The organism is Enterobacter sp. 01-M-03-SI-ECC, from assembly GCF_047530215.1.
Lineage (GTDB): Bacteria > Pseudomonadota > Gammaproteobacteria > Enterobacterales > Enterobacteriaceae > Enterobacter > Enterobacter chengduensis.
This window is the reverse complement of the sequence record NZ_JBLKDA010000003.1, coordinates 259,383-277,513: the sequence shown is the minus strand read 5'-3', so window position 1 is coordinate 277,513 and position 18,131 is coordinate 259,383. Positions and strand designations below refer to the sequence as shown.

At 54.3% G+C, this 18,131-nt stretch carries 13 protein-coding genes, 2 tRNA genes and 1 pseudogene; 9 read left to right on the top strand and 7 right to left on the bottom strand.

The genetic code is table 11. From position 1 onward, the window contains the following. Nucleotides 1-129 precede the first annotated feature (129 nt). The 4 genes from ACMWKK_RS04930 to narI are packed head-to-tail and all read left to right on the top strand — an operon-like array spanning nucleotide 130 to nucleotide 6,789. Complete coding sequence (locus ACMWKK_RS04930; protein WP_045329424.1) at nucleotides 130-3,873, top strand: nitrate reductase subunit alpha; 3,744 nt, start codon at nucleotides 130-132, stop codon at nucleotides 3,871-3,873. Continuing rightward, nucleotides 3,870-5,405, top strand: coding sequence for a nitrate reductase subunit beta (gene narH, locus ACMWKK_RS04925; RefSeq protein ID WP_112780903.1), 1,536 nt, complete (start codon nucleotides 3,870-3,872; stop codon nucleotides 5,403-5,405). Before ACMWKK_RS04930 ends, narH begins: the two co-directional genes overlap by 4 nt. Next, entirely contained in the window at nucleotides 5,402-6,112 is a 711-nt protein-coding gene (gene narJ / locus ACMWKK_RS04920; RefSeq protein WP_112780904.1) for a nitrate reductase molybdenum cofactor assembly chaperone, read from the top strand. The genes narH and narJ overlap by 4 nt, the downstream gene beginning before the upstream one ends. After that, complete coding sequence (gene narI / locus ACMWKK_RS04915; protein ID WP_112780905.1) at nucleotides 6,112-6,789, top strand: respiratory nitrate reductase subunit gamma; 678 nt, start codon at nucleotides 6,112-6,114, stop codon at nucleotides 6,787-6,789. Before narJ ends, narI begins: the two co-directional genes overlap by 1 nt. On the opposite strand, the gene ACMWKK_RS04910 is transcribed toward narI, so the two are convergent. Next, nucleotides 6,786-7,682, bottom strand: coding sequence for a DMT family transporter (locus ACMWKK_RS04910; protein WP_112780906.1), 897 nt, complete (start codon nucleotides 7,680-7,682; stop codon nucleotides 6,786-6,788). The genes narI and ACMWKK_RS04910 overlap by 4 nt on opposite strands. A 108-nt stretch (nucleotides 7,683-7,790) precedes the next feature. Here ACMWKK_RS04910 and ACMWKK_RS04905 point away from each other — a divergent pair, with 108 nt between their 5' ends. Continuing rightward, the gene (locus ACMWKK_RS04905; RefSeq protein ID WP_112780907.1) at nucleotides 7,791-8,234 is read left to right on the top strand and encodes an Lrp/AsnC family transcriptional regulator; all 444 of its coding nucleotides are present in this window, start codon (nucleotides 7,791-7,793) and stop codon (nucleotides 8,232-8,234) included. Nucleotides 8,235-8,329: 95 nt separating this feature from the next. Here the strand turns inward: ACMWKK_RS04905 and ACMWKK_RS04900 are convergent. From ACMWKK_RS04900 to ACMWKK_RS04885, 4 genes are all read right to left on the bottom strand, one after another. Next, nucleotides 8,330-8,414, bottom strand: a tRNA-Tyr gene (locus tag ACMWKK_RS04900). Between the two features lie 35 nt (nucleotides 8,415-8,449). Further along, nucleotides 8,450-8,534, bottom strand: a tRNA-Tyr gene (locus ACMWKK_RS04895). A 157-nt stretch (nucleotides 8,535-8,691) separates the two neighbouring features. Next, nucleotides 8,692-9,534 (bottom strand): formyltetrahydrofolate deformylase, encoded by an 843-nt coding sequence (gene purU / locus ACMWKK_RS04890; protein WP_023312104.1) that lies wholly within the window; start codon nucleotides 9,532-9,534, stop codon nucleotides 8,692-8,694. Between the two features lie 46 nt (nucleotides 9,535-9,580). Beyond that, nucleotides 9,581-10,039 (bottom strand): YchJ family protein, encoded by a 459-nt coding sequence (locus ACMWKK_RS04885; RefSeq protein WP_045329419.1) that lies wholly within the window; start codon nucleotides 10,037-10,039, stop codon nucleotides 9,581-9,583. Between the two features lie 115 nt (nucleotides 10,040-10,154). Here ACMWKK_RS04885 and rssA point away from each other — a divergent pair, with 115 nt between their 5' ends. The 3 genes from rssA to galU all read left to right on the top strand — a co-directional run bounded on the left by rssA (nucleotide 10,155) and on the right by galU (nucleotide 13,271). Further along, nucleotides 10,155-11,057 carry a patatin-like phospholipase RssA gene (rssA, locus tag ACMWKK_RS04880; RefSeq protein WP_045329418.1) on the top strand — a complete coding sequence of 301 codons (903 nt, stop codon included), beginning with the start codon at nucleotides 10,155-10,157 and terminating at the stop codon, nucleotides 11,055-11,057. 91 nt (nucleotides 11,058-11,148) lie between these two features. Further along, nucleotides 11,149-12,162: a two-component system response regulator RssB gene (rssB, locus tag ACMWKK_RS04875; protein WP_112780908.1), complete on the top strand. Its 1,014-nt coding sequence runs from the start codon at nucleotides 11,149-11,151 to the stop codon at nucleotides 12,160-12,162. Nucleotides 12,163-12,362: 200 nt separating this feature from the next. Next, a complete protein-coding gene (galU, locus tag ACMWKK_RS04870; protein ID WP_045329415.1) occupies nucleotides 12,363-13,271 on the top strand; it encodes a UTP--glucose-1-phosphate uridylyltransferase GalU in 909 nt (302 codons plus the stop codon). Nucleotides 13,272-13,472: 201 nt separating this feature from the next. On the opposite strand, the gene hns is transcribed toward galU, so the two are convergent. Then, the gene (gene hns, locus ACMWKK_RS04865; protein WP_008502781.1) at nucleotides 13,473-13,886 is read right to left on the bottom strand and encodes a histone-like nucleoid-structuring protein H-NS; all 414 of its coding nucleotides are present in this window, start codon (nucleotides 13,884-13,886) and stop codon (nucleotides 13,473-13,475) included. A 549-nt stretch (nucleotides 13,887-14,435) separates the two neighbouring features. Between hns and tdk the strand changes: the two are divergent. Then, nucleotides 14,436-15,050: pseudogene (tdk, locus tag ACMWKK_RS04860) on the top strand (thymidine kinase). A gap of 65 nt (nucleotides 15,051-15,115) precedes the next feature. Here the strand turns inward: tdk and adhE are convergent. Then, a complete protein-coding gene (gene adhE / locus ACMWKK_RS04855; RefSeq protein ID WP_045329413.1) occupies nucleotides 15,116-17,794 on the bottom strand; it encodes a bifunctional acetaldehyde-CoA/alcohol dehydrogenase in 2,679 nt (892 codons plus the stop codon). Nucleotides 17,795-18,131 lie beyond the last annotated feature (337 nt).

Below are 18,131 nucleotides of genomic sequence, written 5' to 3'. Positions count from 1 at the left end.
AACCCCATCCCTGAAAGTCCCTCCTCGGCTTGATCGTTATCAATTCTCCCCCTCTTTCAGGGCGTTACTTTCGCTGCAAATCAGCAATGTCGATTTAGAGAGCCACAGGCTCCACACAGGAGATACCCGATGAGCAAATTTTTGGACCGGTTTCGCTACTTCAAACAGAAGGGTGAAACTTTTGCCGATGGGCACGGCCAGGTTCTGGATACCAACCGGGACTGGGAAGACGGTTACCGCCAGCGCTGGCAGCATGACAAAGTCGTCCGTTCGACCCACGGCGTGAACTGTACTGGCTCATGTAGCTGGAAGATTTTCGTTAAAAACGGTCTGGTGACGTGGGAAATGCAGCAGACCGACTATCCGCGCACCCGCCCGGATATGCCAAACCACGAACCGCGCGGCTGCCCGCGTGGCGCCAGCTACTCCTGGTATCTCTACAGCGCCAACCGTCTGAAATACCCGCTGATGCGCAAGCGCCTGATGAAAATGTGGCGTGAAGCGAAGGTTCAGCACAGCGATCCGGTTGACGCCTGGGCGTCCATCATTGAAGACGCCGACAAAGCAAAAAGCTTCAAACAGGCTCGCGGTCGCGGCGGCTTTGTTCGCTCTTCGTGGAAAGAGGTGAACGAGCTGATTGCCGCCTCCAACGTCTATACCGTTAAAACCTACGGCCCTGACCGCGTGGCGGGCTTCTCGCCAATCCCGGCGATGTCGATGGTCTCCTACGCGTCAGGCGCGCGCTATCTCTCCCTGATTGGCGGGACCTGCCTGAGCTTCTACGACTGGTACTGCGACCTGCCACCTGCGTCGCCGCAGACCTGGGGCGAGCAGACCGACGTGCCGGAATCCGCGGACTGGTACAACTCCAGCTATATCATCGCCTGGGGCTCTAACGTGCCGCAGACCCGTACCCCGGACGCGCACTTCTTTACCGAAGTTCGCTACAAAGGCACCAAAACCGTGGCGGTGACCCCGGACTACGCCGAAATCGCCAAGCTCTGCGATCTGTGGCTGGCGCCGAAACAGGGTACCGATGCCGCAATGGCGATGGCGATGGGCCACGTCATGCTGCGCGAATTCCACCTCGACAAGCCGAGCCAGTACTTCACCGACTACGTGCGCCGCTACACCGACATGCCGATGCTGGTGATGCTGGAAGAGCGTGACGGCTACTATGCCGCGGGCCGCACGCTGCGTGCCGCCGATCTGGTGGACGCGCTGGGCCAGGAAAATAATCCGGAGTGGAAAACCGTTGCGTATAACAGCAACGGGGAGCTGGTGGCGCCGAACGGCTCTATCGGCTTCCGCTGGGGCGAGAAGGGCAAGTGGAACCTTGAGCAGCGTAACGCCACCACCGGCGAAGAGACGGAGCTGCGCCTGAGCATGCTGGGCAGTCAGGACGAGATTGCCGAGGTCGGCTTCCCGTACTTCGGCGGCGACGGCACCGAGCACTTCAATAAGGTTGAGCTGCAGAACGTGCTGATGCACAAACTGCCGGTTAAACGCCTGACGTTAGCCGACGGCACTACTGCGCTGGTCACCACCGTTTATGACCTGACCATGGCGAACTATGGTCTGGAACGCGGTCTGGGCGATGAAAACTGCGCAACCGGCTATGACGACGTGAAGGCCTACACCCCGGCCTGGGCGGAACAGATTACCGGCGTGCCTCGCGCACAGATCACCCGTATCGCACGCGAATTTGCGGAAAACGCGGATAAGACACACGGTCGCTCCATGATCATCGTCGGCGCGGGTCTGAACCACTGGTACCACCTCGATATGAACTACCGTGGGCTGATCAACATGCTGATGTTCTGCGGCTGCGTCGGCCAGAGCGGCGGCGGCTGGGCGCACTACGTGGGCCAGGAAAAGCTGCGTCCGCAGACCGGCTGGCAGCCGCTGGCGTTTGCCCTCGACTGGCAGCGTCCGGCGCGCCACATGAACAGTACCTCCTACTTCTATAACCACTCCAGCCAGTGGCGCTACGAAACGGTGACCGCGCAGGAGCTGCTGTCGCCAATGGCGGATAAATCGCGCTACAGCGGCCACCTGATTGACTTCAACGTGCGCGCCGAGCGCATGGGCTGGCTGCCGTCCGCGCCACAGCTGGGCACTAACCCGCTGCGCATTGCCGAAGCGGCGAAGAAGGCGGGCATGTCGCCGGTGGACTATACCGTGAAATCCCTGAAGGACGGCTCAATCCGCTTTGCGGCTGAGCAGCCTGAGAACGGTAAAAACCATCCGCGTAACCTGTTCATCTGGCGCTCCAACCTGCTGGGCTCGTCCGGTAAAGGCCACGAGTACATGCTGAAATACCTGCTCGGTACCGAAAACGGTATTCAGGGGAAAGACCTCGGCAAGCAGGGCGGCGTGAAGCCGGAAGAGGTGGAGTGGAAAGACAACGGCCTGGACGGCAAGCTGGATCTGGTGGTCACCCTCGACTTCCGCCTGTCCAGCACCTGCCTGTACTCGGACATCGTGCTGCCAACCGCGACCTGGTACGAAAAAGACGACATGAATACCTCGGATATGCATCCGTTTATTCATCCGCTGTCTGCGGCGGTTGACCCGGCGTGGGAATCGAAAAGCGACTGGGATATCTACAAAGACATCGCGAAGACATTCTCCGAAGTGTGCGTAGGGCATCTGGGCAAAGAAACTGACGTGGTGACGCTGCCCATCCAGCACGACTCCGCTGCCGAACTGGCGCAGCCGCTGGACGTGAAGGACTGGAAAAAAGGCGAATGCGACCTGATCCCGGGCGTCACCGCGCCGCACATCATTCCGGTTGAACGCGACTATCCGGCAACGTACGAACGCTTTACCTCCGTCGGCCCGCTGATGGAGAAAATCGGTAACGGCGGGAAAGGGATCGCCTGGAACACCCAGAGCGAAATGGACCTGCTGCGCAAGCTCAACTACACCAAAGCGGACGGCCCGGCGAAAGGCCAGCCCATGCTGAATACGGCAATTGATGCGGCAGAGATGATCCTGACCCTGGCCCCGGAAACCAACGGTCAGGTGGCGGTGAAGGCATGGGCGGCGCTGAGCGAGTTTACCGGCCGCGACCATACGCACCTGGCGTTGAATAAAGAAGACGAAAAAATTCGCTTCCGCGATATTCAGGCCCAGCCGCGCAAGATTATCTCCAGCCCGACCTGGTCAGGCCTGGAAGATGAGCACGTGTCCTATAACGCGGGTTACACCAACGTTCACGAGCTGATCCCATGGCGCACCCTGTCAGGCCGTCAGTCGCTGTATCAGGATCACCAGTGGATGCGCGACTTCGGCGAAAGTCTGCTGGTCTATCGTCCGCCGATTGACACCCGCTCGGTGAAAGAGGTGATGGGCGACAAATCCAACGGCAATCCGGAGAAAGCGCTGAACTTCCTGACGCCGCACCAGAAGTGGGGGATCCACTCCACCTACAGCGACAACCTGCTGATGCTGACGCTGGGTCGCGGCGGTCCGATTGTGTGGATGAGCGAAGCGGACGCCAAAGAGCTGGGCATCAAAGATAACGACTGGATCGAGGTGTTTAACAGCAACGGTGCCCTGACCGCGCGTGCGGTAGTAAGCCAGCGCGTGCCGGCCGGGATGACCATGATGTACCACGCGCAGGAACGTATCGTGAACCTGCCGGGTTCAGAGATAACGGAGCAGCGCGGCGGTATTCATAACTCAGTAACCCGCATTACGCCGAAGCCAACCCACATGATCGGCGGCTATGCGCAGCTGGCCTACGGCTTTAACTACTACGGTACGGTAGGGTCTAACCGCGATGAGTTCGTGGTGGTACGTAAGATGAAGAATATTAACTGGTTAGACGGCGAAGGTAATGACCAGGTACAGGAGAGCGTAAAATGAAAATTCGTTCACAAGTCGGCATGGTGCTGAATCTGGATAAATGCATCGGCTGTCATACCTGCTCGGTCACCTGTAAAAATGTCTGGACCAGCCGTGAAGGTATGGAGTACGCCTGGTTCAACAACGTTGAGACTAAGCCGGGCACCGGCTTCCCGACCGACTGGGAAAACCAGGAGAAGTACAAGGGCGGCTGGATCCGCAAGATCAACGGCAAAATTCAGCCGCGCATGGGTAACCGTGCGATGCTGCTGGGTAAAATCTTCGCTAACCCGCACCTGCCGGGCATCGACGATTATTACGAGCCGTTTGACTTCGACTATCAAAACCTCACTCACGCGCCGGAAGGCAAGCATCAGCCGATTGCGCGCCCGCGCTCGCTGATTACCGGCCAGCGTATGGCGAAAATCGAAAAAGGTCCGAACTGGGAAGACGATCTGGGCGGCGAGTTCGAGAAGCTGTCGAAAGACCAGAACTTCGAAAACATGCAGAAGGCGATGTACGGCCAGTTTGAAAACACCTTCATGATGTATCTGCCGCGCCTGTGCGAGCACTGCCTCAACCCGGCGTGCGTGGCGACCTGCCCGAGCGGCGCCATCTACAAGCGCGAAGAGGACGGCATCGTACTGATTGACCAGGACAAGTGCCGCGGCTGGCGTATGTGCATCACCGGCTGCCCGTACAAAAAAATCTACTTCAACTGGAAGAGCGGCAAGTCTGAGAAGTGCATCTTCTGCTACCCGCGTATCGAAGCCGGCATGCCGACCGTCTGCTCAGAGAGCTGTGTAGGCCGTATCCGCTACCTCGGCGTGCTGCTGTACGACGCGGACGCGATTGAAAACGCAGCCAGCACCGAGCACGAAAAAGATCTGTACCAGCGTCAGCTGGACGTGTTCCTCGATCCGAACGATCCGAAGGTGATTGAGCAGGCGCTGAAGGATGGCATTCCGCAGAGCGTGATCGACGCGGCGCAGCAGTCGCCGGTCTACAAAATGGCGATGGACTGGAAGCTGGCCCTGCCGCTGCACCCGGAATACCGCACCCTGCCGATGGTCTGGTACGTGCCGCCGCTGTCGCCGATCCAGTCTGCTGCCGATGCGGGCGAGCTGGGCAGCAACGGCATTCTGCCGGACGTCGAAAGCCTGCGCATTCCGGTTCAGTACCTGGCTAACCTGCTGACCGCAGGGGATACCCAGCCGGTACTGCTCGCGCTGAAGCGTATGCTGGCGATGCGCCACTTCAAGCGTGCGGAAACCGTAGACGGCGTGACCGATACCCGCGCGCTGGAAGAGGTTGGTCTGAGCGAAGCGCAGGCGCAGGAGATGTACCGCTATCTGGCGATAGCCAACTACGAAGACCGTTTCGTGGTGCCGAGCAGCCACCGCGAGCTGGCCCGCGAGGCCTTCCCGGAAAAAAGCGGCTGTGGCTTTAGTTTTGGCGACGGTTGCCACGGGTCAGACAGCAAATTCAACCTGTTCAACAGCCGCCGCATCGACGCCATGGATGTGACCAGTAAAACGGAGCCGCACTCATGATTGAACTCGTCATTGTTTCGCGTCTGCTCGAATACCCGGACGCTGCGCTTGTGCAGCACCAGCAGGAACTCTTTGATGCACTTGCGTCTTCTGAAAATCTGGATAAAGAGGATGCCCAGACGCTTAGGGTTTTCCTCCGCGACCTGTTAGCGCGCGATCTTCTCGACGCGCAGGCGGACTACAGCCAGCTCTTTGACCGCGGACGCGCAACGTCGTTACTGCTGTTCGAACACGTACACGGTGAATCCCGCGACCGCGGTCAGGCGATGGTGGATCTGATGGCCCAGTACGAGCAGCACGGCCTGCTGCTCGACAGCCGCGAGCTGCCGGACCATCTGCCGCTGTACCTGGAGTATCTGGCGCAGCTGCCGAAAGACGAGGCGCTGGGCGGCCTGCAGGACATCGCCCCGATCCTGGCGCTGCTCGGCGCGCGTCTTCAGCAGCGCGAGAGCCGCTATGCGGTCTTGTTCGATCTGCTGGTGAAGCTGGCGAACGCCGCTGTCGACAGTGAAAAAGTAGCGGAAAAAATCGCCGATGAAGCCCGCGACGATACCCCGCAGGCGCTGGATGCGGTCTGGGAAGAAGAGCAGGTGAAATTCTTTGCTGACCAGAGCTGCGGCGAGTCTGAAATTTCCGCTCACCAGCGTCGTTTTGCCGGGGCGGTCGCTCCGCAATATTTGAATATCTCTAACGGAGGACGGCACTAATGCACTTCCTGAATATGTTCTTCTTTGACATTTACCCGTATATCGCGGGCACCGTGTTCCTGGTGGGAAGCTGGCTGCGCTATGACTACGGTCAGTACACCTGGCGTGCCGCCTCCAGCCAGATGCTGGATCGTAAGGGGATGCACGTTGCGTCTAACCTGTTCCACATTGGTATTCTGGGGATTTTTGCCGGGCACTTTCTCGGGATGCTGACGCCGCACTGGATGTATGAAGCGTGGCTCCCCATCGAGGTGAAGCAGAAGATGGCGATGATCGCCGGCGGTGCCTGCGGCGTGATGACCCTCGTGGGTGGCCTGCTGCTGCTGAAACGTCGTCTGTTCAGCCCGCGCGTGCGTGCGACCACAACCGCGGCGGACATCCTGATCCTCTCCCTGCTGGTGGTGCAGTGTGCGCTGGGCCTGCTGACCATTCCGTTCTCGGCGCAGCATATGGACGGCAGTGAAATGATGAAGCTGGTCGGCTGGGCGCAGTCCTTGGTGACCTTCCGCGGCGGCGCGTCTGAACACCTGGACGGCGTGGCGTTTATCTTCCGCGTTCACCTGGTGCTGGGCATGACGCTGTTTGTGCTGTTCCCGTTCTCCCGTCTGGTGCACATCTGGAGCGCGCCGGTGGAGTACCTGACGCGCAAATACCAGATTGTACGCGCCCGTCGCTAATTCACCGTTTTAATACCAACCCCGCACTCGCGGGGTTTTTTTTCGCCCCAGCCCAGGTTGTTACCCGCCGCGGCAAACAGGATCAGCGCGCCGCCCGCCAGCTGCGTCAGGTTCAGCGCGTGTCCGAACACCAGATTATCGACAACGATCGCCACCACCGGATAGATAAACGACAGGGAGCCGGTTATGGGCGTAGGGAGCTTCTGAATCGCGCTGTAGAGCAGCTGGTACATAATGCCGGTATGGACGATGCCCAGCGTCAGCAGGATCGGCCAGGGAAAATCACCGGAAAATGACGGCAGGCTGGCAAACGGTAAGAGCATCACGACCCCCGTCAGCACCTGGACAAAGGCAATATGCTGCGGTGCGATGGATTTCAGCTTGCGGGCAATAATGGCCGTGACGGCGTAGAAAAAAGCCGCGGCCAGGGCCAGACCGATTCCGGCGAGCCATTCAGCGCCGTGCGCGCCGGACAGCTCGCTGGAGAGCAAAATCACCACGCCACCGAAAGCGAGGACCAGCCAGCCCCATTTCACCAGGCTGACGCGCTCGCCTAAAAACATCCCCATCAGTACCAGCATAAACGGCTGGGTGTTATACACCACGGTCGAAAGACCAATCGAGATCCGCTCATAGGCGGCGAAGAGCAGCAGCCAGTTCACCACGAGCGCCACGCCGCCTAGAATGGCCAGCAGCAGCGTGGTGCGGGTGAGGGGGCTAAAAGGCTTTTGACTGACCCGGATAAACAGAAGAAGCGCTATCGCGCCGATAAGACAGCGCCAGAACACCACTTCCGTCACCGGCAGACCGCTGAGTAAAACAAACGCACCGATAGAGCCGGAAATTAACATCGCGAGGCTCATTTGCCACACGCCTTTATGGAAATCACGCATCGTTCACCTCCTGGTTTAATGACGCTATTGTCAAAAATCGCTGTCGGGTTTTACAGAGGTGATATAAGGTGCAAAAGAATAATGGCTTTTTAAAATTAGGTAAAAACGATGGAATACCTTCTCGATGAGATAGACCGACTAATTTTAGCCTGTCTGGTAGAGGATGCGCGTATGTCCCTGAAGGTGCTCAGCGGGCGTATTGGCCTGACCTCGCCCAGTACGGCAGAGCGTCTGAAAAGGCTGGAAGAACGGGGCGTGATCCAGGGGTATGGCGCACGGGTGAATCTGGCGGCACTGGGGTACACGCTGCAGGCGCTGGTGCGCGTGCGGCCTTTACCGGGGCTGTTGCAGAAGGTGGATAAGTACATTCAGGCAATGCCGGAGTGTATTGAGAGCGACAAAGTCACCGGGGAAGATTGCTTTGTGATTAGGCTGGTGGTGCGCTCCATAGCGCAGCTGGATGTGTTGCTGGACGGGCTGGCGGAGCATGCTCAGTGCAATACGTCTATTGTGAAGAGTTCGCCGGTGACGCGGCGATTGCCACCGATGTAGCCGTCTGTTGCCGGGTGGCGGCTGCACCTTACCCGGCCTACAAAGGCTGGTTAGGTTAAGTTCTATAGTGTTTTTTGGTATTTTGCGGGAAGTGATGGTGGTGGGGGAAGGATTCGAACCTTCGAAGTCGATGACGGCAGATTTACAGTCTGCTCCCTTTGGCCGCTCGGGAACCCCACCAGGGGTAATACATATTTTGAGGTAACGCTGAGAGATGGTGGTGGGGGAAGGATTCGAACCTTCGAAGTCGATGACGGCAGATTTACAGTCTGCTCCCTTTGGCCGCTCGGGAACCCCACCACGGGGTAATGCTTTTTACTGGCCTGCTTCCTGCTGGAAGCGGGGCGCATCATATCAAATGAGACGCCCCTGTAAAGCATTCCTTTAGGGAAATGACGCTGTTTGCCTGCTTTTTATCCGTAAAGGCGCAAAGCTAATCAATTCATTTTCCGAAAGATTAAAGAATGATGGTTCTGTTGCCGTAAACGAAGACCCGCTGCGCCAGCACCTGATAAAGCGCACGGCTTAACACATTTTTCTCAACGTCACGGCCTGCACGCATCATGTCCTCGGCAGTGTAGGTGTGATCTACGTGAATCACGTCCTGCATGATGATAGGACCTTCGTCCAGGTTGTCGTTCACATAGTGAGCGGTCGCGCCGATGATTTTCACGCCGCGCTCGTACGCCTGGTGATAGGGACGCGCACCAATAAAGGCCGGCAGGAACGAGTGGTGAATATTGATGATCTTGTTCGGGAAGCGCGCCACGAAGGAGGGCGTTAACACGCGCATGTATTTTGCCAGCACCACGTAGTCAGGGTTATGCGCTTCAATAGCCTGCGCCATCAGGTCGTCGTGTTCTTCGCGGGTATGCCCTTCGTGGCTTACCAGCTCGAACGGAATATCAAAACGCTCAACCAGCGTGCGCAGCGTCTCGTGGTTGCCAATCACGGCGGCGATTTCAACGTCCAGACCGCCGTAGTTGGCCTTCATTAACAGATCGCCCAGGCAGTGCGCTTCTTTGGTCACGAGGATGACGATGCGGCGTCGACCGGCTGGGGTCAGTTCGCGCACGGAACCTTCCGGCAGCGCGCTGTCGAGATCGGCAAGCAGGGTGGTGTCGTTGAAAATACCTTCGAGTTCGGTACGCATAAAGAAGCGGCCGGTACGGTGGTCAACGAACTCGTTGTTCTGCACGATATTCAGTTCATGCTTGTAGCAAATGTTGGTAATTCGTGCGATCAGCCCTTTTTGATCGGGACAGATAGTGCGCAGAACTTTACGTTGTAATGATTGCATCGCCGGGAAATCCTGTTTGTATTTGCGAAATCTGGGTTGTCAGGCATTACTGCCCGCAACACTTTTTAAATTTTTTGCCTGAACCACATGGACAGGGATCGTTACGACCAAGCTGCGGGCGCGTTCCGTCAATATAATACCACTGCCCGCTTTCCTTTAAGAACCGGGAACGCTCGATAATGGCGCCAGGCTTAGTGTTCTCGATAAAGCGAGCGACAAAGCTCACGTAACCTTCATCAACATGACTGCCGGTTGACGATTCATAGACGGTAAGGCCGAGCCATTGCGTGTTCGCAAACCCGGCTTCGATCTCCTGCCTGAATTCCGCAGCGCGGCAGGACGGGTGCCAGGTTTTAATCAGGTAGTCTGCGTCTTTGATCACAAAAGCAGTATACCGTGAACGCATGAGGTGTGACGGGTCTGGTGCAACCTGATTGCCAGAAAGATATCGCTGGCAACATAGGCTATACTCCAGAGCGCTACCACAAGGGCAGAGTTGAGACACGATTCTCTTCCTGGAACAAAAAAATAAAGGCGTTAAACGCTTCGGGTAGCACTATGTTAACTGAGCTGTTGCGTTGACGCTATGTCAGGAATCCAGGGGAAGTAAAACAGGGCTAATGAGAAAGGTTAAAATTGGACTGGCGCTGGGCTCAGGTGCAGCCCGGGGATGGTCGCACATCGGCGTGATTAATGCCTTAAACAAGATGGGCATTGACGTTGATATTGTTGCAGGGTGTTCAATAGGCTCGCTGGTGGGCTCCGCCTACGCGTGCGGGAAGCTTCCTGAACTCGAGACGTGGGTACGCTCCTTCAGCTACTGGGACGTGCTGCGTCTGATGGACGTCTCATGGCAGCGTGGTGGACTGTTACGCGGCGAACGCGTCTTTAACCAGTTCCGCCAGGTTATGCCTCTCGATAACTTCACTGATTGTAAGATGCCCTTCGGCGCCGTCGCGACGAACCTCAGTACGGGACGCGAACTCTGGCTGACCGAAGGGGATATTCACCTCGCGGTTCGTGCCTCATGCAGTATCCCAGGGCTTATGGCCCCGGTTCCCCACAACGGCTACTGGCTTGTCGACGGTGGCGTTGTGAACCCGGTACCCATCTCTCTGACCCGCGCGATGGGGGCAGATATCGTGATTGCCGTCGACCTGCAGCACGACGCCCACCTGATGCAACAGGATCTCATGCCGGTCAATCTCCAGAGCGAAGATGCCGAGGGCGAGAAGCTGGCCTGGCACGAGCGCCTGCGCGGAAGAATCGGGCGTATGGCCGCTCGTCGCTCGGTTGCGGCGCCGACGGCGATGGAAATCATGACCACGTCAATCCAGGTGCTGGAAAATCGCCTTAAGCGCAATCGCATGGCGGGCGACCCGCCAGATATTCTTATTCAGCCTTACTGTCCGCAAATATCTACCCTTGATTTCCATCGGGCTGAGGCCGCCATCGCAGCGGGCTCGTTAGCCGTCGAAAAGAAAATGGACGAATTGTTGCCTTTTGTGCAAGCAGCACGTTAAGCACCTTTTTTTGATTACTTCAGCAAAATCTGACAGGCGATAGTGCCGATCGCATGCCACTATTTAGTAACTGTCAGCCAGGGGAGGAACCATGACGCAGCCATTGGCCGGAAAACACATTTTGATTGTTGAAGACGAGCCCGTTTTCCGATCGCTACTGGATTCGTGGTTATCCTCGTTGGGAGCAATCACTTCACTGGCTGAAGATGGCATCGACGCGCTGGAAAAAATGATCGGCATTACGCCCGATTTGATGATTTGCGACATTGCGATGCCGCGCATGAACGGGCTGAAGCTGGTTGAACATCTGCGTAACGAAGGTAACCAGACGCCGATTCTGGTGATTTCTGCCACAGAGAATATGGCCGACATTGCCAAAGCATTGCGTCTTGGCGTTCAGGATATTCTGCTTAAGCCGGTCAAGGATCTAAACCGGCTCCGTGAAACGGTTTTAGCGTGCCTTTATCCCAATATGTTCAATTCCCGCGTTGAGGAAGAGGAGCGTCTTTTCCAGGACTGGGATGCCCTGGTGAGTAATCCGCCTGCCGCAGCGAAACTGTTGCAAGAACTCCAGCCGCCCGTACAGCAAACTATTTCACACTGTCGCGTAAATTATCGCCAGCTGGTGGCGGCCGACCAGCCTGGACTGGTGCTGGATATTGCACCTCTTTCGGATTCCGACCTCGCGTTTTATTCTCTGGATGTCACCCGGGCGGGGGACAATGGTGTATTAGCCGCGTTACTTCTTCGCGCGCTATTTAATGGATTGCTGCAGGAACAGTTATCGCATCAGGGACAGCGGCTGCCGGAGTTAGGCAGTTTACTCAAACAGGTAAACCAGCTTTTTCGCCAGGCCAATTTGCCTGGACAGTTCCCGCTGCTGGTCGGCTATTACCACAGCGGTTTAAAAAATCTGATCCTCGTTTCAGCGGGTCTCAACGCTTCACTGAATACCGGTGAACATCATATTCAGGTGAGTAACGGTGTGCCCCTTGGAACACTGGGAACGGCTTACCTTAATCAAATTAGCCACCGTTGTTCCTCCTGGCAGTGCCAAATTTGGGGCGCCGGGGGAAGGCTACGCTTAATGTTGTCCACGGAATAAGCAATTGGATCTTATTTTTAAGATTGCTTTACCTGTGTTTTACGGGGAGTGCTACTATCGCTGCCCAGTTTCATGCGTATTTGTCCTAATTGATCGGCAACGCGTTCTTTTCAGACCCGGACTGTGGGGCGAGGCTGATATACTCAACGCGTTATTTATTGCATAAAAGTTCAAAACTTGAACAGCTCAGGAGAATTTGAATGGCTGCCCTAAATTCGAAAGTCAGAAAGGCCGTCATCCCGGTAGCGGGATTGGGGACCAGGATGTTACCAGCAACTAAGGCGATTCCTAAAGAGATGCTGCCTCTGGTTGATAAGCCATTAATCCAGTATGTCGTCAATGAATGTATCGCAGCCGGCATTACGGAAATTGTGCTGGTTACGCATTCATCAAAAAACTCTATCGAAAACCATTTCGATACAAGCTTTGAACTTGAAGCCATGCTGGAAAAGCGTGTTAAGCGTCAGCTGTTAGAAGAAGTTCAGTCTATTTGCCCTCCACACGTGACCATTATGCAGGTTCGTCAGGGACTGGCTAAAGGCCTGGGCCACGCTGTTATGTGTGCACATCCTGTTGTGGGTGATGAGCCTGTTGCGGTCATTCTGCCTGACGTTATTCTGGACGAATATGAATCCGATCTTTCTCAGGATAACCTGGCTGAGATGATCAAACGTTTCGACGAAACCGGCAGCAGCCAGATTATGGTTGAGCCTGTTGAAGACGTAACGGCATACGGCGTGGTTGACTGCAAAGGCGTTAACCTTGAGCCGGGCGAAAGCGTGCCTATGGTTGGCGTGGTAGAGAAGCCTAAAGCCGACGTCGCGCCTTCAAACCTGGCTGTAGTAGGTCGCTATGTCCTGAGCGCTGAAATCTGGCCTCTGCTGGCGAAAACGCCTCCAGGCGCGGGTGATGAGATCCAGCTGACGGATGCTATCGATATGCTGATCGAGAAAGAGACCGTTGAGGCTTACCATATGAAAGGTAAGAGCCACGACTGCGGTAATAAGCTCGGTTATATGCAGGCGTTTGTCGAATATGGTATTCGCCACAATACCCTTGGTGAAGAATTTAAAACCTGGCTCAAAGAGAGCGCAGGTATTAAGAAATAAGCCAAGGCTGCAAACGTTCTAAACCGGTGAGGCGTTGCCCACCGGTTTTTTTATGCCCGTCACACGCCGGTAGCCCTCTTGATTGTAAGCGTTTTGAAAACGCCGAATAACGCTTCATGAAAGAGTGTAAGGGGATGTTTGCGATAAATTTTGGTTAAAAAAAATCCCGCATTACGCGGGATTTTTCTGAATGTGGCGTGATTAATCCTTGATCAGGAAATCATCCAGCTGTTTACCTTGCTCATCCATGGCTTTCTTGATAACAGCAGGAGTGCGACCCTGGCCAGTCCAGGTTTTAGTTTCGCCGTTCTCGTCAACGTAGCTATATTTAGCAGGACGAGCAGCACGCTTGGCTTTGGTACCGGTTTTAGCTGCAGCCATGCTGTTCAGCAATTCATTTGGATCGATACCATCAGCAATCAGCATTTCGCGATACTGCTGCAGTTTACGAGTACGCTCTTCGATTTCAGCGGCAGCAGCGCTTTCTTCTTCGCGACGTTCATTAACTACAACTTCTAATTTTTCCAGCATTTCTTCAAGCGTTTCGAGGGTGCATTCTCTTGCCTGCGCACGAAGAGTACGGATGTTGTTCAGAATTTTAAGTGCTTCGCTCATTGTAGTAATCTCAAACTTATAATGGGGGGTGGTTTGTTGACCTAATAATAGAGCCATAAATTCAGATGTGCAATAGCCAGGAATGTAAGGAATTCAAAAAATACTAAATAATGGCACTATTATTAATTACGCTAACTTAAATTTCATCAGCCGACAGTCTCGCTTGTTATCACGTAAACCTGCTTAACCCGGTCGATTGCATCTTTTTTTTGTGACATTTACCGCAGGAATTATAGTTGCGACGGATAAATATCAGCCTTTTGTATTAGTTCCCTCTCACGATGTTAAGACTGAAATAGTTAATAAATGGTGAATTTTAATGGACGGTGATTCCACTATAAAAAGAAGTGTTATGTCTGATTGAACATATAACCTATTGGCCTGACTGAATGCGTTTACTTCATGTTTTAACGGATTATTTTCGTCAACAGACGGTTCTGAACTTCGTGCTAAACCGCATCCTCTGTGCGCTGTAACGCTGATGACCGGACAAAATATGGTACAATGACTCATCGGGAATATTACACATTGATTAGGGTTTTACGGCCAATGGCACAACTTTATTTCTACTATTCGGCGATGAATGCCGGTAAATCCACCGCATTGCTGCAGTCCTCGTACAATTACCAGGAGCGAGGGATGCGCACCGTTGTCTACACGGCTGAAATTGACGATCGCTTTGGCGCAGGGAAGGTGAGCTCCAGAATAGGGCTCTCGTCGCCTGCCAGGCTGTTTAACCCGAAAACCGATCTGTTTGAAGACATTCGCACCGAACATGCTTCACAGCCCATTCACTGTGTTCTGGTCGATGAAAGCCAGTTTCTCACGCGTGAACAGGTTCACGAACTTTCCGAGGTAGTAGATGAGCTTGATATCCCCGTACTTTGTTACGGGCTGCGCACGGATTTTCGCGGTGAGCTCTTTGCCGGGAGTCAGTACCTGCTCGCGTGGTCTGATAAACTTGTCGAACTAAAAACGATCTGCTTCTGCGGTCGTAAAGCCAGTATGGTGCTTCGTCTCGATCAGGCCGGAAAACCCTATGCAGATGGTGAGCAGGTGGTGATAGGCTGAAATGAACGCTACGTATCGGTATGTCGTAAGCATTATAAAGAAGCGTTGTCTGTAGGCTCTCTGACGGCCATTCAGCACGATAACAGACAATAACGTCAGCCCAGTTATTCAAACATAAAAAAACCCGCCATTAAGGCGGGTTTTTCGTTAGCGGTCAATTAAGCGCTTTTCTTCGCTTTCTTGTCAGCTTTGATGACAGGAGCTTCAGTTTTCACTGCTGCAACGTCACCTTCTTTGAACTCACGACCGTAGTAGGTATCCAGCAGAATCTGTTTCAGTTCGGAGATCAGTGGGTAGCGCGGGTTAGCACCAGTACACTGGTCATCGAATGCATCTTCAGACAGCTTGTCTACGTGAGCGAGGAAGTCAGCTTCCTGTACGCCTGCTTCACGGATAGATTTAGGAATACCCAGCTCAGCCTTCAGGCTTTCCAGCCATGCCAGCAGTTTCTCAATCTTCGCAGCAGTACGGTCGCCCGGCGCGCTCAGACCAAGGTGATCTGCGATTTCAGCATAGCGACGACGTGCTTGCGGACGGTCGTACTGGCTGAACGCAGTCTGCTTGGTTGGGTTGTCGTTCGCGTTATAACGGATAACGTTGCTGATCAACAGGGCGTTCGCCAGACCGTGAGGAATGTGGAACTGTGAACCCAGCTTGTGCGCCATAGAGTGGCAAACACCCAGGAAGGCGTTCGCAAACGCGATACCGGCGATGGTTGCTGCACTGTGAACGCGTTCACGTGCTACCGGGTTTTTAGAGCCTTCGTTGTAGGACGCTGGCAGGTTTTCTTTCAGCAGTTTCAGAGCCTGCAGAGCCTGGCCGTCAGAGAACTCAGATGCCAGTACAGAAACGTAGGCTTCCAGGGCGTGAGTTACCGCATCCAGACCACCGAACGCACACAGTGACTTAGGCATTTCCATGACCAGGTTGGCATCAACGATAGCCATGTCTGGGGTCAGTGCATAGTCAGCCAGTGGGTATTTCTGACCGGTTGCATCATCTGTTACCACTGCGAATGGCGTCACTTCTGAACCGGTACCGGAAGTGGTGGTAACCGCGATCATTTTCGCTTTTACGCCCATTTTCGGGAACTTGTAGATACGTTTACGGATGTCCATAAAGCGCAGCGCCAGTTCTTCGAAGTGGGTTTCAGGATGCTCGTACATGACCCACATGATTTTCGCGGCGTCCATTGGGGAACCACCACCCAGTGCGATAATCACATCTGGTTTGAAGGAGTTAGCCAGCTCAGCACCTTTACGTACTACGCTCAGGGTAGGGTCAGCTTCAACTTCAAAGAACACTTCAGTTTCAACGCCAGCCGCTTTCAGCACAGAGGTGATCTGGTCAGCGTAGCCGTTGTTAAACAGGAAACGGTCAGTCACGATGAGCGCACGTTTGTGGCCATCAGTAATCACTTCATCCAGCGCGATTGGCAGTGAGCCACGGCGGAAGTAGATAGATTTCGGAAGTTTGTGCCACAACATGTTTTCAGCTCGCTTAGCAACGGTTTTCTTGTTGATCAGGTGTTTAGGACCAACGTTTTCAGAGATGGAGTTACCACCCCAGGAACCACAACCCAGAGTCAGGGAAGGTGCGAGTTTGAAGTTGTACAGGTCACCGATACCACCCTGAGACGCAGGGGTGTTGATCAGGATACGGGCAGTTTTCATCATCTGACCGAAGTGAGCAACACGCTCTGGCTGGTTATCCTGGTCGGTGTACAGACATGAGGTGTGACCGATACCGCCCATGGCAACCAGCTTCTCAGCTTTCTCTACCGCGTCTTCGAAATCTTTCGCACGGTACATGGCAAGCGTAGGAGACAGTTTTTCGTGTGCAAAAGGCTCGCTTTCGTCAACAACTGTCACTTCACCGATCAGGATTTTAGTGGTTGCCGGAACGGTAAAGCCTGCGAGTTCAGCAATTTTATACGCTGGCTGACCCACGATAGCGGCGTTCAGCGCGCCATTTTTCAGGATGATGTCCTGAACTGCTTTCAGCTCTTTGCCCTGCAGCAGGTAGCCGCCGTGGCTAGCGAAGCGTTCACGAACGGCATCGTATACGGAGTCGACAACAACAACAGACTGTTCAGATGCACAGATTACGCCGTTATCGAAGGTTTTAGACATCAGTACAGATGCGACAGCACGTTTGATGTCAGCGGTTTCGTCGATAACAACAGGGGTGTTACCTGCGCCCACACCGATGGCTGGTTTACCGGAACTGTATGCCGCTTTAACCATGCCAGGACCACCGGTCGCCAGAATCAGGTTAATGTCAGGGTGATGCATCAGGGCATTGGATAGCTCAACGGAAGGTTGGTCGATCCAGCCAATCAGATCTTTTGGCGCGCCAGCAGCGATGGCTGCCTGCAGGACAATATCTGCCGCTTTGTTGGTCGCGTCTTTCGCACGTGGGTGTGGAGAGAAGATAATTGCGTTACGGGTCTTCAGGCTAATCAGTGATTTGAAGATAGCAGTAGACGTTGGGTTAGTCGTTGGAACAATACCGCAGATGATGCCGATAGGTTCAGCGATGGTGATAGTACCGAAGGTGTCGTCTTCGGACAGCACGCCACAGGTTTTCTCATCTTTATAGGCGTTGTAGATATACTCGGAAGCAAAGTGGTTTTTGATCACCTTATCTTCCACGATACCCATGCCGGATTCGGCAACGGCCATTTTCGCGAGAGGGATTCGAGCATCTGCAGCAGCCAGTGCGGCCGCGCGGAAGATTTTATCAACCTGTTCTTGGGTGAAATTGGCATATTCACGCTGGGCCTTTTTAACGCGCTCGACGAGGGCGTTCAGTTCAGCGATATTAGTAACAGCCATAATGCTCTCCTGATAATGTTTAAACTCTTTTAGTAAACCAGCGCTCGATACGTCACACAGTATAGACAGAGCCGATACGACTTGCTTAACATAAAGTAAAACAAAGAGTTACTTTATGCTTTAGCACACTAATTTACTAAAAGAGCCTTACCTTAGCATCATCCCTTTTTGTCAGGTGACCTCCCTGGGGGTGTAACCAAGATTACTCACTTCTGAGTACGAAAATCATGATCTGTGTCAATTTTCTCCCAAGCTGATACCTTTCAGCAGGGTTATTTTGTGCTGATTTTTCCAGTGTTAAATAATTACGTAAGTATTGGAAGCGGGGCTATCATTG

What these genes read in the sequence shown, in the direction of transcription:
- ACMWKK_RS04905 (WP_112780907.1), top strand. Translation starts at nt 7,791, where the DNA reads ATGGAATACCTTCTCGATGAGATAGACCGACTAATTTTAGCCTGTCTG.
- narJ (WP_112780904.1), top strand. Translation starts at nt 5,402, where the DNA reads ATGATTGAACTCGTCATTGTTTCGCGTCTGCTCGAATACCCGGACGCT.
- hns (WP_008502781.1), bottom strand. Translation starts at nt 13,886, where the DNA reads ATGAGCGAAGCACTTAAAATTCTGAACAACATCCGTACTCTTCGTGCG.
- galU (WP_045329415.1), top strand. Translation starts at nt 12,363, where the DNA reads ATGGCTGCCCTAAATTCGAAAGTCAGAAAGGCCGTCATCCCGGTAGCG.
- ACMWKK_RS04930 (WP_045329424.1), top strand. Translation starts at nt 130, where the DNA reads ATGAGCAAATTTTTGGACCGGTTTCGCTACTTCAAACAGAAGGGTGAA.
- adhE (WP_045329413.1), bottom strand. Translation starts at nt 17,794, where the DNA reads ATGGCTGTTACTAATATCGCTGAACTGAACGCCCTCGTCGAGCGCGTT.
- narI (WP_112780905.1), top strand. Translation starts at nt 6,112, where the DNA reads ATGCACTTCCTGAATATGTTCTTCTTTGACATTTACCCGTATATCGCG.
- ACMWKK_RS04910 (WP_112780906.1), bottom strand. Translation starts at nt 7,682, where the DNA reads ATGCGTGATTTCCATAAAGGCGTGTGGCAAATGAGCCTCGCGATGTTA.
- purU (WP_023312104.1), bottom strand. Translation starts at nt 9,534, where the DNA reads ATGCAATCATTACAACGTAAAGTTCTGCGCACTATCTGTCCCGATCAA.
- rssA (WP_045329418.1), top strand. Translation starts at nt 10,155, where the DNA reads ATGAGAAAGGTTAAAATTGGACTGGCGCTGGGCTCAGGTGCAGCCCGG.
- rssB (WP_112780908.1), top strand. Translation starts at nt 11,149, where the DNA reads ATGACGCAGCCATTGGCCGGAAAACACATTTTGATTGTTGAAGACGAG.
- narH (WP_112780903.1), top strand. Translation starts at nt 3,870, where the DNA reads ATGAAAATTCGTTCACAAGTCGGCATGGTGCTGAATCTGGATAAATGC.